Here is a 14,443-nt window from a genome sequence, read left to right as displayed (position 1 = left end):
TGGCGAATGACGGAGGCTATGCTCACCGGACCATGACCGAACCGCCCAGGAACCGCCGGGCCGAGTACGCCGCGGCCACCCGCGCCGCCATCATCGACGCGGCGCGCTCGCTCTTCGCCCGCAACGGATACTTCGCGACGAAGATCGAGGACATCGCCGCGGAGGCCCGCGTGGCGCCGGCCACGGTGTACGCGGTGACCGGCGGCAAGCAGGGGCTGATCCGGACGCTTGTCGACCGGTGGAGCCAGGCGCCGATCGTGGCGCAGACCCTCTCCCGGCAGGAGACCCTCACCGACCCGGACGAGATCCTGCGGAACACGGCGGCCACGGTCCGGGCCATGCGCGAGACGTACGGCGACATCATGCGGCTGACCTTGACGACCGCGCCGCACCATCCCGAGGTCGCCGCGGACCTGCGGGTGGCCACGAAGCGCTACCGCGACGCCGTGGAAGCCGTCGCCGTCCGGCTCCGCGACGTCGGCGGCCTCCGGGACGGGATGGACGTCGCGGAGGCCACCGACATCCTCTGGTTCTACTTCGGATACTCCGGCTACTTCACTCTGCTCGACGACAACGGCTGGACCTACCAGCGGTCGGAGGAGTGGCTGATCACTCAGGCGTCCGCGGCGTTGCGCTGAGGCCCGGCCGCTCGGTGGCGGTGAGCAGCCGGGTGGCCAGGGCGCGTACCTCGTCCTTGAGTTCGTCCGGTCGGTCGATCGTGAAGGGCCAGCCGAGCCCGGCGAGCAGCTGTGCCGCACCGTCGAGCCGTTCGGCCCGGGTGGTGAGGCGCACCCCGCTGGGGACCTCGGTGAGCGTGCCGACCGACGGCGGGATCCGTCGCCGCGCCTGCCCGAGGCTGGTGTGCAGCACCACGGAGACGTCGTGCGCGTACGGCACGGCGGCCAGCCCGGCGAGAACCTGCCCGGTGGGATCGAAGCCGGCCGGGATGTCGAACCTGCCCTGGCCGGGGCGGGCCGTCCCGATCCGGTCGAGCCGGAACGTCCGCACGGCGCCGCGGTGGTGGTCGTGTCCGGTGACGTACCACCGGCCGGCGTGGAAGACCAGCCCGTACGGGTCGAGCTGCCGCTCGCCGGACCGGCCGCGCCAACTGGTGTAGGTGATGCTCACCGGTTGCTGGTGTCGGGCCGCGTCGGCGAGCACCAGCAGCACCTCGATGCCCGGCGGGGCGGACCTGCGGACCGGTGCGGTGAAGTCCACGGTGTCCAGCAGCGCATCGATGCGCCGGGCGAGGACGGCCGGCAGCACCCGGCGGATCTTCGCGGTCGCGCTCTCGGCGGCCGCGCCCTCGGCGGTGACCAGCCCTGCCCGGGTGGCGGCGACGAGCCCGAGCATGACGGCGACGGCCTCCTCGTCGGTGAGCATGAGTGGCGGCAGCTTGTATCCGGGTGCGAGCCGGTACCCGCCGTAGCGACCGCGCCGGGCCTCGACCGGGATGCCGAGGTCGGCGAGGTGCGTGGCGTAGCGGCGGACCGTGCGCTCGTCGACGCCCAGCCGCCCGGCCAGGTCGGCGACGGTGAAGCCGCCACCGGCCTGGAGGATCTCCAGCAACGCCAGGACACGCGCGGTGGGCCGGGTCACTTCTTCGACCTCCCAATCCGGGCGGAACCTGTCCGGTATTGATCGTAGCGTGCCAGGCATGACGACATTCGTACTGGTTCCCGGGTTCTGGCTCGGCGCGTGGGCCTGGCGTCCGGTCGCCGACGCCCTGCGTGGGCACGGCCATGACGTGTACCCGCTGAGCCTGACCGGCCTGGGCGAGCGTGCCCACCTGGCCCGCCCGGACACCGACCTCGACGTCCACGTCACCGACGTGGTCAACCTGCTGCGCTACGAGGACCTGCACGACGTGGTCCTCGTCGGGCACAGCTACGCCGGCGCGGTGGTGACGACCGCCGCCGCCGATCGCATGACCGACCGCATCGCCCAGCTGGTCTTCGTCGACACCGGTCCCCTGCCCGACGGGGCCGCGAACGACGACTTCAACCCGCCCCAGGAACGCGAACGCAACGCGGCGGCGGTGGCCGAACACGGCGACGGCTGGCGGCTGCCGCCCCCGCCGTGGGCCGACCTGGCGGCGACCGCGGCAGATGTGGACGAATCGGTCGTCGCGCTGCTCACCGAGCGATCCACTGCCCAACCGTGGGCGACCGCCACCACCCCGGTGCGGCTCACCAGGGCGTGGGAGAAGCTGCCGCGCCTCGGTGTGCTGTCGAGCTTCACCGTCGAGCAGACGCGCCAGATGGCCGCCACCGTGCCGCTGTGCCGGCACATGACCGGCGACTCGTGGCGGTACGAGGAACTGCCGACGTGGCACTGGCCGATGCTCAGCCGACCGGCCGAGCTGGCCCAGATCCTGCACCGGGCCGGAACGACCACGTAACCGGCGGCGCCCGGGCGACCGCACACCGAGTCGCCCGGGCACCGCCCCGCGCGTACGCCGATCCGTCTTTCAGCTCGGAGTCAGCAGGTCCGGGTAGCCGACGGTGCGGTAGAAGTCGCGGCGGACGCGGTCGCCGATGCGGAAGATCTCCTCGGCGCCGTCCTGCGCCGGGTCGATGTAGACCCGGAAGGGCCGGCTGCCCTTCGGCAGGTCGACCACCCGGGCGAGCTGCCGGGCCACCTCGGTCGGGTCGGCGTCCGGCGGCGACAGGGCCGCCTGGCGCCGCAGCAGGTCGTCCCGCACGCCGGCGTAGACCGCGTCGTACTCCTCGGCCACGGCGGCGTCCTGCGGACGCCCGGCGTGCGCGTAGTGGTTGGTGCCGGTGGTGAACGAGCCGGGCACGATGATCGAGGTGTCGATCCCGAACCGGGTGACCTCCGCGGCGATGCTCACCGCCAGGGCGTCCTCGGCCGCCTTCGCCGCGAAGTACGGCCCCAGCCAGGGCGGGGTGCCGCCGCGGGCGCTGCTGGAACCGACCCAGACCAGCAGTCCGTCCCGCTGCCGGCGCAGGTGCGGCAACGCCGCCCGGTTCACCCGCTGCGTCGAGAGCACGTTGGTGTCGTACACGCTCGCGAGCTGCTCGACCGTGAACGCCTCCGCCGGACCCAACGTCATGTGCCCGGCGTTGTGCACCACCACGTCGAGACGGCCGCTCTCCGCGACGATCCGCTCGATCGCCGCGTCGACGGAGGCCTGGTCCGCGACGTCCATCTCGACCGCCCTGGCGTCCACCCCCTCCCGGCGGGCATGGGCGGTGAGATCGGCTGCCGCCTCCGCGTTCCTGCCCCGGAGGTCCCGCATGCCCGCGTAGACGGTGTGGCCCGCGTGCGCCAGTTCCCGGGCCGCCATGGCGCCGAAGCCGCTCGACGCTCCGGTGATGACCACGATCTTGTTCATGGCACTCCTTCCCACGTGGGTTGTCGGCGGTCAGACGATCCCGCCGTTGGTGTGGATGACCTGACCGTTGACCCAGCGCGCCGGCCCGGCGAGAAAGGCGACGGTCTCGGCGATGTCGTCCGGCCGGCCCAGCCGTTGCAGCGGCGGCAGCGACGCGAGGTGGTCGATCGTCTGCTGGTCCTTGCCGTCGAGGAACAACGGGGTGGCCGTCGGACCGGGGGCCACGGCGTTGACGGTGACGTCCCGGCCGCGCAGTTCCCTGGCGAGGATCAGCGTCATCGCCTCCACCGCACCCTTCGTCGCCGCGTAGGCGCCGTAGGTCGGCTGCGCCAGCCGCACCACGCTGGACGAAAAGTTGATCAGCGCGCCGCCTGGTCGCAGGCGTTCCGCCGCCTGCTGGCTGACCAGGAACGCGCCCCGGACGTTCGTGCGGTGCATCCGGTCGAAGTCCGCCACGTCGAGTTCGGCCAGCGGGGCGAGCAGCATGATGCCCGCGGTGTTGACCACCACGTCCACCCCACCGAGTCGCCGCTCCGCCTCGTCGAACAGCGCCCGTACCTGAGCCGGCTCGGCCACGTCCGCCGCCACCGCGACCGCGGACCCGCCCTGGCCGGTCACCGACCGCACGGTCTGTGTCGCACGCTCCTCGTTGCCGGCGTAGTGCACGACGACGGACATGCCGTCGGCGGCGAGCCGCTCGACGACCGCCCGGCCGATGCCTCCCGACCCGCCGGTCACGATCGCGACCCGCGGTTGTTCGTCACCCATGTCGTCTCCCTTCGTTTCGTTGATCGGTTGTCGCTCCCGCCGGGAAGGTCGGGCGGGACGGACGTCGAGTTCCCGCCCTCAGCCGAGCACCAGCGCCAACCTGCCCCGCACGTGGGCGTTCTCGCTGGCGCGGTGCGCCTCGGCGATCCGCTCGAGGGGGAAGGTCCGGTCGACGGGGAGCCAGAACCGACCCGCCTCGATCAACTCACCGACGTCGGCGAGCGAGCGGAAGCCGTGGCCGTCGACGAAGCCGTTGCTGAAGTGCACACCGTGCTCCCTGGCGCCCTCGACGTCGGCGATCGTCACCACGTTCCGGGCGTCGCCGGCCAGGCCGACGAGTTCGGGCAGGATCCCGTTCCCCGCGACGTCGAACGCGACGTCGACGCCCTCCGGCGCGAGGGCCCGAACCCGGTCGACCATGCCGTCGCCGTAGGTGACGGGCTGTGCGCCGAGCAGCCTGAGGTAGTTCTGGTTGGCGGCCCCGGCGGCGCCGATCACCCGGGCGCCGCGGGCCACGGCGAGCTGCACGGCCGTGCTGCCGATGCCACCGGACGCGCCGTTGACGAACAGGGTGGTGCCGCCGGTGACGCCGAGTTGGTCGATGACCCGCGTCGCCGTCTCCAGCGCGACGGGCAGCCCGGCGGCGTCGACGAAGCCGAGCGACCGGGGGATCACCGCGCGGAACGTCAGCAACGCCAGCTCGGCCGCGGCGGCGCCGTCGTCGGAGATGCCGAAGACCCGGTCGCCGACGGTCACGTCGGTGACGCCCTCGCCCACCTCGTCGACCACGCCGGCGACGTCGCGTCCCGTCGTCTGCGGCAGCTCGGCACCGAAGCTCACCGTGCCGGCACGCACCTTGGTGTCCGTCGCGCTGATCCCGACCGCGCGCACGACGATGCGGACCTGGCCGGGGCCCGGGTGCGGATCCGGCAGGTCCACGATCGTCAGGACCTCGGGGCCACCGAACTCGCGGAACTGTGCTGCTCTCATGATGTTCTCCTCAACTTTCCGTGGGGCCGGTCGGCTCAGCCGGCCGCGACCGGCGCGGCATCCGGGTCGACCGGCAGTGGGCCGCTGCGGAACAGGGCGGCGGCCAGTACGGCAGCGGCCAGGAACACCGCGGCCGCGATCCAGAACACGAGGTGGTAGCCGGCGATGGTGGCGTCGGCGCGGGTGGCCGGCTGCGCGGCGGTCGCGGCGTGCGAGGTCAGGAACCGGGTGATCGCGGTCGCCGCGAGCGAGCTGAACACGGCCGTCCCGATCGACCCACCGACCTGTTGGGTGGTGTTGACCATCGCGGAGGCCACGCCGGCCCGACGGGAGTCGACTCCGCTGGTGGCCGCGTTCTGGGCCGGACCAAAGATCAGTCCGAAACCGAATCCGATGACGAGCAGCGCCGGCAGCACACCGCCGACGTAGCTGGAGTCGGTGCCGATCCCGGTGAGCAGCACCATCCCGGCGGCGGCGAGCAGGCAGCCCACCGGGACGAGCGGACGCGGGCCGGTACGCGGCATGAGCATCGCCCCGGAGAGGACCGCCCCCACCACCAGCAGGGCGACCATCGGCAGGAAGGCCGTGCCGGTCTGCAGGGGCGTGAACCCCAGCGTGTCGACGAGGTAGTAGGTGAGGAAGAGGAAGATCGCGAAGGATCCGATCCCCGAGATCCCCACCGACAGGAACGCGGCTCCCCTGGTGCGGTCCAGAACGACGCCCAGCGGCAGCAGCGGATGCGCGACGCGGCGCTCGATCAGCACGAACACGACCACGAGGACCGTTCCGGCGAGAACCGCGCCGAGGGTCCGGACGTCGGTCCAGCCCTGCGACTCCGCGTTGCCGAGCCCGAACACGATCGCGACCAGGCCGAGGGCCACCGTGACCGTGCCCGCGACGTCGAGCGGTACCCGTTCGGGCCGGTCGCCGCCGCGGAGCCAGATCGACGCACCGGCCAGGGCGAGCGCGGCGATGACCAGGTTCACGTACAGACACCACCGCCACGACGCGTCCTGGGTGAGGACGCCACCCAGCAGCAGCCCCAGAGCGCCGCCCGCGCCGGAGACCGCGCCGAAGACCCCGAAGGCACGACCGCGCTCCTTCGCGTCCCGGGCGAAGGTGACCGACAGCAGCGACAGGGCGGCGGGCGCGAGCATCGCCCCGAACGCCCCCTGACCGACCCGGGCGACGAGCAGGAGCGGGAAGCCACCGGCGGCGCCGCCGACCGCCGAGGCCGCGGCGAAACCCAGCACACCGAGGACGAACAGTCGCTTCCGCCCGAACAGGTCCGAGAGCCGTCCACCCAGCAGCAGGAGGCTTCCGAACGCCAGCGCGTATCCGGTCACCACCCACTGCCGGTCGCCGTCGGAGAACCCCAGGTCGCGCTGCGCGCTCGGCAGCGCGATGTTCACGATGGTGGAGTCCAGGATGACCATCAGCTGGGCGACGCACAGGACGGCGAGCGCGAGCCACCGGTTCGGCCCACCGGATTCCCCGCCGCCCGCGGCATCGCCCCGCACCGGGCGCGGGCCCGCCGCCCGGTTGGCTTCCTCGGTTGCCGCGTCAGAATTCATCTCGACCCTCGATGTCGGAGGTGGCCGTCAGTGGCCCTGGACCGCAAGAGTGGCCCCGGCCGCTCACACGGCCCGCACACGCCGCTCACGCGGCCCGGGCCCCGAATTTGGCGGCGCGAGGCGCGCGGGCGACGATCGTGGGGTGGACGGGGATGCGCGGCTTCGCCTCGAACTGCTCGGCGCCCTGCGGGTCCGCCGTGGTGACGTCGTCCTGCCGGTGCCGGGCGCGCGGTCGCAGGGCCTGCTCGTACGGCTGGCGCTCGCCGGCGGGCGGGCGGTCGGGCAGGAGACGTTGGTCGACGCGATCTGGGCCGAGGACCTGCCCGCCGACCCGGCTCACGCGCTGCAGGCGCTCGTCTCGCGGCTGCGACGTACCCTCGGCTCGTCCGGCGCCGTCACCCAGGCGGGCGGCGGGTACCGGCTCGAGGTGACCGCCGACGGCGTGGACGCGCTGCGGTTCGAACTGCTCGCCGCCACCGGCCGGGAGCACCTGCACGCCGGGGATCCGCTCGCCGCGGCGGCCGTGCTGGGCGAGGCCGTCGCGATCTGGGGTGACCGCCCCGGCACCGAGCCCGCGGCCGTCGCCGCGGTGGCGCCGGCCGCCGCGGCCCGCCTGGCGCACGCCTCGCTCGACGCCGTCACCGGCCTGGCCGACGCGGAGCTGTCCCTGGGCCGCGCGGACGCGGCCGCCGCCCGACTGGCCGCCCTGCTCGCGGAGCAGCCGGTCCACGAGCGGGCGGCCGCGCTGCTGATGGACGCGCTCGTCGCCCAGGGCCGCCAGGCCGAGGCGCTCACCTGCTACGAGCGGGTGCGGAAAGCCCTGGCGGACGCCCTGGGCACCGATCCGGGCTCGGCGCTGCGCGAGCGCCACCTGCGCCTGCTGCGCGCCGAGCGGACCGGCGACACCGCCCGGCCCGAGCCGCCCGCGCCGAGCACGCCCGGTACGCCGCCCGCGCCGCTGACCAGCTTCGTCGGGCGCGACGACGATCTCGCCCGGATCGCCGCCCTGCTCGCCACCGGACGTCTGGTCACCGTGCTGGGCCCCGGCGGCGCCGGCAAGACCCGCCTCGCCGTCGAGTACGCCCACCGTCATCGCCACGGGTACCGCGACGGCGTCCGGTGGGTCGACCTCGCCGCGCTGACCGATCCGGCCGAGGTCGCAGCTGCCCTGCTCGCCGCCACCGGGCGGCGCGGCGGCGTCACGTCGGCGGCCCGGACGCGCAGCGCGGGCCACGAGCTGGACGTCCTCGTGGACCAGCTCGCCGGTCAGGAGAGCCTGCTGCTGGTGGACAACTGCGAGCACCTGATCGACGCCGTCGCCCGTCTGCTCGCGGCGTTGCTGCCCCGGTGCGCCGGGCTGCGCGTGCTCGCGACCAGCCGCGAGCCCCTCGCGGTGGACGGCGAGGCGCTGGTGCCGCTCGGCCCGCTGGCACTTCCCGAGCCCGACGACAGCCTCGACGAGGCGCGGCGGACGGCGTCGGTACGCCTGTTCGCCGAACGCGCCGCGGCCGTCCGACCGGGTTTCACCGTGGACGACACGACCCTGCCGGACATCCGCCGGGTGGTCCGAGGGCTGGACGGGCTGCCGCTCGCGCTGGAGCTGGCCGCCGCTCGGATGCGCACGCTGTCCCTGCCGGAACTCGCCGACGGGCTGTCCGACCGGTTCCGACTCCTCGGCACCGGCAGCCGCACCGCCTCGACCCGGCACCGCACGCTGCGGGCGGTGATCGCCTGGAGCTGGGAGCTGCTCGGCGACCGCGAACGTACCGTCGCCGAACGGGTCTCGGTCCTGCCCGGCGGCGTCACACCGGCGTCCGCCACCGCGGTCTGCGCGGCCACCTCCGTACCCGCGGCGGAGATCCCGGAGCTGCTGGCCGCCCTGGTCGACCGGTCGCTGCTCCAACTCGCGAACGAGCCGGGTCGCTACCGCATGCTGGAGACGCTGCGCGAGTACGGCACCGAGCGGCTGGCCGAGCGCGGCGACCTTAACACCGCCCGTGACCTGGCCGCCGGCTACTTCGCCGCGCTCCTGGCCCGGTACGACCCGATGCTGCGCGGGGCCGCTCAGCTCACCGCCGTGCGGGTGCTCAACGCCGAGTACGACAACACGCTCGCCGCCCTGCGTCAGCTCTGCGCGGCCGGCGACGCCTCCGCCGCGGTCGCGCTCGCCCTCGACCTGACCTGGTACTGGCAGCTGTCCGGCCGGCACTCCGACGCGGACCACTGGCTGGGCGAGGCGCTGGCGGTGCCCGCCGGCGAACGGACCCCGGAACGCGACTGCGCCACGGCGATCCACCTGTTCCACCGGGGAGTCGGCACCCGGCCCGGAATGACCGCGCGAGAGTCGGCGGACGACCGGGCACGGACCCGGGAGCTGACCCTGCGGCTGCTCGCGTACCCCCGACTGCCGGGTCTGTTCGCGGCGCTCGCCGCGCTTCCGCTCGCGTTCCGGCAGGAGGAGGCCGCGCTCGCGCTCGTCGAACGGGCAGCCGACGGCGACGACGGATGGCTGGCCGGGCTGGCCGGCATCTTCCGGGCCGAGTTCGCCGAGAACGCGGGCGACGTGGAGGGGATGCGCGCGGACGTGGCGGCGGCCCTGGACCGCTTCCGCCGGGTCGGCGACCGCTGGGGCCGAGTCGCCGCGCTGCCGATGCGCGCCCAGATCCGACAGTACGACGGCGACCTGGACGGGGCGCTGGCCGACCTGCGCGAGGCCCGGTCGCTGGCCGACGAGTTCGGCTCGTCCAGCCCGGGCGACCAGGTCTATCGCGACCTGCGCTGGGCCGACCTGCACCTGCGACGCGGTGAGACCGACCTCGCCACCGCCATGATCGACTCAGCCCGGGAGCGAGCCCGGCGCGCCGCCGGGGCGGAGATGGTGGTCCTGGTCGCTGTTCGGGAAGCCGGCCTCTGGTTGCGACTCGGCGACCCGAGCCGCGCCGGCGAACTCCTCGACAACGCCGAGCGGGGGCAGCCCACCGACATCGCGTTCCCCCACCACCACGTGCGGGCGGTGGCCGGCGCGACCCGGGCCGCACTGCGCCTGGAGCTGGGCGACCCGGCCGGTGCGCGGCAGGCCCTGGAGCAGGCGTACGCGGCGGCCCTGAGCAGCAGGGATCTGCCCGTGCTGTCGCTGGTGGCGGTCGAGACGGCCGCGTTGGCCGCAGCGAACGGACGGCACCACGAGGCCGCCGTCCTGCTCGGCGCCGCGTCCCGACTGCGCGGCACGCACGACCGCACCGACGGGCGGGTACGCGAACTCGCCCGCCGGAGCCGGGGCGCGCTCGGCGAGGCGCCCTTCGACGAGGCGTACGGCCGGGGTTGGCAGCTGGACCGGAGAACGGCCGCGACCGAGGTGGACCCCGCCCGAACCGGTCCGCATCCGGTCGGAGCTACCGGGACCGGCCGGCGGTGAGCGGGGCCGGGTCGACCGTCAGCGGTGGGCCAGGTGGGCCCGGCCCGTCTCGCGAAGCCGTGCGTGAACGCCGTCGTACGCGGTCACGCCGCCCAGGTAGCGCCGGGCCACCCGGGCCAGCATCGTGTAGTTCGGGTCGCACACGTTGCCCACCGGCGCCTCACCGGCCTGGCTGACCAGCTGGTACGCGTCGAGCTGGTCCAACCCCATCAGCTCGGCCGTCCAGCTGACCAGGTCGTGCTGGCTGATCCGGTACGCGTCCTCCAGCGGCCGGGCCGAGCCGGTGCTCATCAGCGCGTCGTCGGACTCCAGCCGCGGCCACGGCGTCGACACGCCCTTCACCAGGTCGAGGATCAGCGTGGTGTTCATCGCCGCCTCGACCCCGGTGCCGCACACCTCGCCGTGGCCCTGCCGGCAGTGACCGTCACCCACCGCGAAGAGCGCGCCCGGCACGTTGACCCCGAAGTACGCGGTCACGCCGGCCCGCAGCTCGGGTGAGTCCATGTTGCCGCCATGGGCGTCCGGCACGATCGTCATCCGTGACTCGAATGCCGCCGGCGCCACCCCCATGGTCCCGTGCATCGGGTCCAACGGCAGCGCCACCGTGTAGTCGCCGCGGCGGGCCCGGTACGTCACCGTCCCGGCGGCGACGTCGACGTCGTACATCCAGACCACCTCGTCGAGCGGGGGGTGCAGCATGGCCGTGGTGTGCGTGCCGGTCAACGCGCCGAAGTGCGGAAAGGTGCTGGAGACCGCCCAGTCCCGGGCCGGTTCGACGGCCACCACGTGCACCGCGAGCGTGTCCCCCGGTTCGGCGCCCTCGACGTGGATCGGTCCGGTCACCGGGTTGAGGTAGGGGAACTCGCACACCCGTGAGGGCAGGTCGTCGACCCCCCGCACCCGGCCGCCGTAGCAGTCCTCGGTGTACAGCTGCACGACGGTGCCGGGCCGGACCCGCAGGACCGGCTCCCGGCCGCCGAAGGTGTACGACATCTCCGCCGGCTCGGGCCGGTAGGTGACGACCTCGGTCATGGCAACTCCTCGTCGGGACGGAAGGATCCAGTGTCGAGCATCCGTCGCCGCTCCGCGACAGTCGGTCCGACCGCCGGCCGTCCCCTTGCCCGACCGCCGCAGGGACGGGCAAGCTCGACGGATGCGCCCGGTTTTGTGGTCGGTGCCGGCGATGGCGCTGCTGGTGCTCGTGGCCATGCCGTTCAACGGCTGGTTCTACGGCTTCTGGATCAACTACGACGCGCAGGGCGACGCGCAGCAGTACGAGCTGCTCCACACCACGCGCATCCTCCGGTACACCTCCGGCGTCCTCTGCGGGCAGGCGTTGGCGTGGCTGGCCGGCGTCGTCCTCGCCGGACGGAACGCACAGGCGAGGGCGCTGGCGGTGGCGGTCCCGCTCGCGCTGCTCCTGGCCGGGGTGGCCGTCGCGGTCGCGTACCCGCTCGCCCGAGCCCTCGACAGCGCCTTCTTCACGACCCCGGCACTCGACGACCCGATCCTGGTCAGGGTTCTCCTGTACGAGGTGGCCGCCTACCCGCTCCACGCCGCTGCCGGCGTGGGCCTCGGCGCGCTGCTGCACGGGCGCCTGCGGCGACCCGCGACGCGCTGGCCGCTCGTGCTCCTGATCCTGCTCGGCTGGTGCGTCGCCACGCTGGTCGGGCTGGTGCAGGACGACCGGTTCCACGCGCCGTACGCGCTGCTGTGGACCGTTCCACCGATGGCGGCCGGCACGGCGATCGCACTGGCCGGACTGTCGACGGATGTCTGGGCCGTGCCGCCCGTGACGGTGGGCGACTGGGGGCGCGGCGCCGGCATCGCCCTGCTGGTGAGCTCCGCCGCGTACGCCCTGGGGTTGAACCTGCTCGCTCGCGTCCGAGCGGCTCCGGTCACCCACGAGGAGAACGGCTCGCGGTAGCACGGCCCGATCCCCTTGGCGCCGGGCTCCTCGCCCGGCTCGGCCTGCGCCGGGGCGCTCGTCGCGACCGGGCCGGACCGGGGAACCATCCGGCAGGTCCAGGTCCCTTAGTGAGGTATGGGCTTGCTTCGCAGAGCGGAACCCCCCGGCTACGAGGACTTCGTCGTCAGCCGGTACCGCGAGATCGTCCGCTTCGGCGCGCTACTGACCGGTGACGGCCGGCTGGGCGAAGACCTGGCCCAGGAGGGGCTGATCGCGGCCTACCGGTCGTGGCACCGGCTCGGCCTGCCGGACGGGCGACCGGAGGCGTACGTCCGGCGGGTGATGGTCCGTACCGCGATGCGGGCCAGGCGTCGGCGCTGGCGGGACGAGGTGCCGACCGGGGACTTGCCGGACACATCCCGTGGTGGCTTCACCGATCGGTCAGACCTCAGCGTGCAGGTGCTCGCCAGTCTGCGCCGGTTGCCCGCCGACCAGCGGGTGGTGCTCGTGTTGCGGTTCTGGGCCGACGCCTCCGAGGCCGAGGTGGCACAGACCCTCGGCGTCGCGGTGGGAACGGTCAAGAGCCGCACGTCCCGTGCCCTGGCGGCGCTGCGCGCCAGCGGTCTGTTCGTCGAATCTGCCAAGGAGACGCCGTGAATCCCACCCACGTCAACGAATTGCTCGAACGCGCAGCCGCCTCCGTGACGCCGATCGAGACCGATCCCGCCGCGCGGCTGGTCAGCCTCGGGCGGCGCAGCGTCCGGCGCCGCCGGCGGGCCTGGGGCACCGCCGGCTCCGTCGCGGTCGCGGTTGCGGTCGCGGCCGGGGTGGTCCTGCCCCTCCGAATCGCGGCCCCGGAACGACCCGACGCCGGCGGGGCCCCTGGGAGAACGGTGAGCCTGGGTGGCCTGTCGGTGGCCGTCCCGAAGGGGTGGCGGACGAGCGAGGTCACCACCTTCGACCCCTGCCTCGCCGAGCCGCGCACCGTCTACCTCGCCGAGCGGCGGGGTTCCCCCCGGGCAAGGCAGCCCGGGTCCGCGTGCCCGTCGGAAGGTCAGACCTGGATGGCTCTCGTGCGGGACGCCGTTCCCCGATACGTCAACCCCGAGCGGCTGGTAGTCGAGGACGGGCGGTTGCTCCAGGTGACGGAGGACATCAGGCGGTCCCAGTGGACCTACCGCGCCTTCGATGAGGAGGAGATGGCGACGGGGGTCTTCATCTCGGGTGACGCCAACGGTCGCGAGCAGCTGCTCGCGCGCGTGACCTGGCCCGCGGGGCCGGCGGCTCCGGCCTCCGGCGGCCTCGTGCTGCCCGACCGCATCACCGCCGCCGTCAGCGAGAACGCGGGCCCCATGGTCACCGCCATGGACGCCAAGACGCTGGCCCGGATCCGGATCGCCCTCGCCGAGCTGCGCGACCCCGTGCCCGCGGGTGAGGAATGCGAGCTGAAGACGCCCGGTGCGGTCGGAATCGCCCTCGACAGGGTCTCGGTGGTGCTCGGCGACGCGTCCTGCCCGCAGGCGATCTCCACCGGCGGCGGTCGGGTCCGGGCACCGGCCGGGCTGGGCGGGGAACTACTCGACCTCATCGTGGCGAGCGACCGCGCCGCGGTCGAGCGTGCCACCGGGGATTGACCGTCTGCTCCCGCCCGCCGGGCCGGTGGCGCATCCTCAGCCGGCCGGCGAACACCACCTGTCGACCATGGCGACGATGCGCGCGGTCACCGCGTCCGGATCCACGAGTTGATGCAGGTGAAGCCCGGGCACCTGGTCGACGTCCCAGCCGCGGTCCCGCGCGTCCTGCGCGGTCTGGTCGTAGGGCGGCCCGAACAGCAGATAGCCACATGCCGCGTCGTCCCAGCCGTCCGGAACGGGAACCTTCTCCTCGTAGTAGCTCAACGGCAGGCGCGGCTGCTCGGCCGAGACAGCACGCCGGGTCTGCGGATCCGGAAACATCGGCGCGACATCGGACTCGTCCCACCACGCCGTCCATTGCGGCAGCCGGCCACCGGTCGCCTTGGGCCGCAGAAAATCGAGAAACTCAGGCGGCGCCACCGCCGTCGGCCCGCTGCGGGCGGGCAGCGCCGCGTCGACGAACAGACAGCCGGTCACGGGACGCCCGGCAGCCTCGACGATGACCGGGACGAAGAGGCCGGCGTTGCTGTGCGCGACCAGGACCACCGGCATGTCCGACGGCAACTCGCCGATGGATCTGCCGACGGTCTCCGCGACGGACGGCCAGAACGGCGGCCCGGCATCCGCCACACCGAGCAGCGAGGGCACCACCGTGACCACGCCCGAGGCGTTCAGCCTCGCCGCCACAGGCGCCCACGTCAGAGGACCCACCGAGGGGCTGTGCACGAGAACAATCGCGACATCCATCGGATCACCCTGCCTGACCTCGCCTGCCGGCCGCCACCCCGTCCGTCA

13 protein-coding genes are annotated in these 14,443 nt (G+C 73.8%); 6 read left to right on the top strand and 7 right to left on the bottom strand.

Annotation, left to right across the window (positions count from 1 at the left end):
* Positions 1-32 precede the first annotated feature (32 nt).
* A complete protein-coding gene (locus GA0070213_RS22255; RefSeq protein ID WP_091068038.1) occupies positions 33-638 on the top strand; it encodes a TetR/AcrR family transcriptional regulator in 606 nt (201 codons plus the stop codon).
* On the opposite strand, the gene GA0070213_RS22250 is transcribed toward GA0070213_RS22255, so the two are convergent.
* On the bottom strand, positions 610-1,599 hold the full coding sequence (locus tag GA0070213_RS22250; RefSeq protein WP_091068033.1) for a helix-turn-helix transcriptional regulator: 990 nt from the start codon (positions 1,597-1,599) through the stop codon (positions 610-612). The two genes, GA0070213_RS22255 and GA0070213_RS22250, sit on opposite strands and share 29 nt — an antisense overlap.
* Before the next feature lie 58 nt (positions 1,600-1,657).
* Between GA0070213_RS22250 and GA0070213_RS22245 the strand changes: the two genes are divergently transcribed.
* Positions 1,658-2,401, top strand: a complete 744-nt coding sequence (locus GA0070213_RS22245; protein ID WP_091068029.1) for an alpha/beta fold hydrolase — start codon at positions 1,658-1,660, stop codon at positions 2,399-2,401.
* A 69-nt stretch (positions 2,402-2,470) separates the two neighbouring features.
* On the opposite strand, the gene GA0070213_RS22240 is transcribed toward GA0070213_RS22245, so the two are convergent.
* The 4 genes from GA0070213_RS22240 to GA0070213_RS22225 all read right to left on the bottom strand — a co-directional run bounded on the left by GA0070213_RS22240 (position 2,471) and on the right by GA0070213_RS22225 (position 6,690).
* Positions 2,471-3,358: an SDR family oxidoreductase gene (locus tag GA0070213_RS22240; RefSeq protein WP_091068026.1), complete on the bottom strand. Its 888-nt coding sequence runs from the start codon at positions 3,356-3,358 to the stop codon at positions 2,471-2,473.
* Between the two features lie 30 nt (positions 3,359-3,388).
* Positions 3,389-4,126 (bottom strand): SDR family oxidoreductase, encoded by a 738-nt coding sequence (locus GA0070213_RS22235; protein WP_091068022.1) that lies wholly within the window; start codon positions 4,124-4,126, stop codon positions 3,389-3,391.
* Positions 4,127-4,204: 78 nt separating this feature from the next.
* On the bottom strand, positions 4,205-5,116 hold the full coding sequence (locus tag GA0070213_RS22230; protein ID WP_091068018.1) for an NADP-dependent oxidoreductase: 912 nt from the start codon (positions 5,114-5,116) through the stop codon (positions 4,205-4,207).
* Between the two features lie 35 nt (positions 5,117-5,151).
* Positions 5,152-6,690, bottom strand: coding sequence for an MFS transporter (locus tag GA0070213_RS22225; RefSeq protein ID WP_091068015.1), 1,539 nt, complete (start codon positions 6,688-6,690; stop codon positions 5,152-5,154).
* Between the two features lie 142 nt (positions 6,691-6,832).
* Here GA0070213_RS22225 and GA0070213_RS22220 point away from each other — a divergent pair, with 142 nt between their 5' ends.
* Positions 6,833-10,105: an ATP-binding protein gene (locus GA0070213_RS22220; RefSeq protein ID WP_091068013.1), complete on the top strand. Its 3,273-nt coding sequence runs from the start codon at positions 6,833-6,835 to the stop codon at positions 10,103-10,105.
* 18 nt (positions 10,106-10,123) lie between these two features.
* Here GA0070213_RS22220 and GA0070213_RS22215 read toward each other — a convergent pair whose 3' ends face one another.
* Positions 10,124-11,137 (bottom strand): acetamidase/formamidase family protein, encoded by a 1,014-nt coding sequence (locus GA0070213_RS22215; RefSeq protein ID WP_091068009.1) that lies wholly within the window; start codon positions 11,135-11,137, stop codon positions 10,124-10,126.
* 121 nt (positions 11,138-11,258) lie between these two features.
* Between GA0070213_RS22215 and GA0070213_RS22210 the strand changes: the two genes are divergently transcribed.
* The 3 genes from GA0070213_RS22210 to GA0070213_RS22200 all read left to right on the top strand — a co-directional run bounded on the left by GA0070213_RS22210 (position 11,259) and on the right by GA0070213_RS22200 (position 13,648).
* On the top strand, positions 11,259-12,032 hold the full coding sequence (locus GA0070213_RS22210) for a hypothetical protein (RefSeq protein WP_139128711.1): 774 nt from the start codon (positions 11,259-11,261) through the stop codon (positions 12,030-12,032).
* A gap of 123 nt (positions 12,033-12,155) precedes the next feature.
* Positions 12,156-12,671 (top strand): SigE family RNA polymerase sigma factor, encoded by a 516-nt coding sequence (locus GA0070213_RS22205; RefSeq protein ID WP_245716504.1) that lies wholly within the window; start codon positions 12,156-12,158, stop codon positions 12,669-12,671.
* Positions 12,668-13,648 carry a hypothetical protein gene (locus GA0070213_RS22200; RefSeq protein ID WP_139128710.1) on the top strand — a complete coding sequence of 327 codons (981 nt, stop codon included), beginning with the start codon at positions 12,668-12,670 and terminating at the stop codon, positions 13,646-13,648. The genes GA0070213_RS22205 and GA0070213_RS22200 overlap by 4 nt, the downstream gene beginning before the upstream one ends.
* A gap of 36 nt (positions 13,649-13,684) precedes the next feature.
* On the opposite strand, the gene GA0070213_RS22195 is transcribed toward GA0070213_RS22200, so the two are convergent.
* Entirely contained in the window at positions 13,685-14,395 is a 711-nt protein-coding gene (locus GA0070213_RS22195) for an alpha/beta hydrolase (RefSeq protein WP_091067996.1), read from the bottom strand.
* Between the last annotated feature and the right edge of the window lie 48 nt (positions 14,396-14,443).

The sequence above is a fragment of the Micromonospora humi genome (assembly GCF_900090105.1).
Classification (GTDB): Bacteria; Actinomycetota; Actinomycetes; order Mycobacteriales; family Micromonosporaceae; genus Micromonospora; species Micromonospora humi.
The sequence above is the reverse complement of the archived record's forward strand: the minus strand, read 5'-3'. Positions and strand labels throughout refer to the sequence as shown.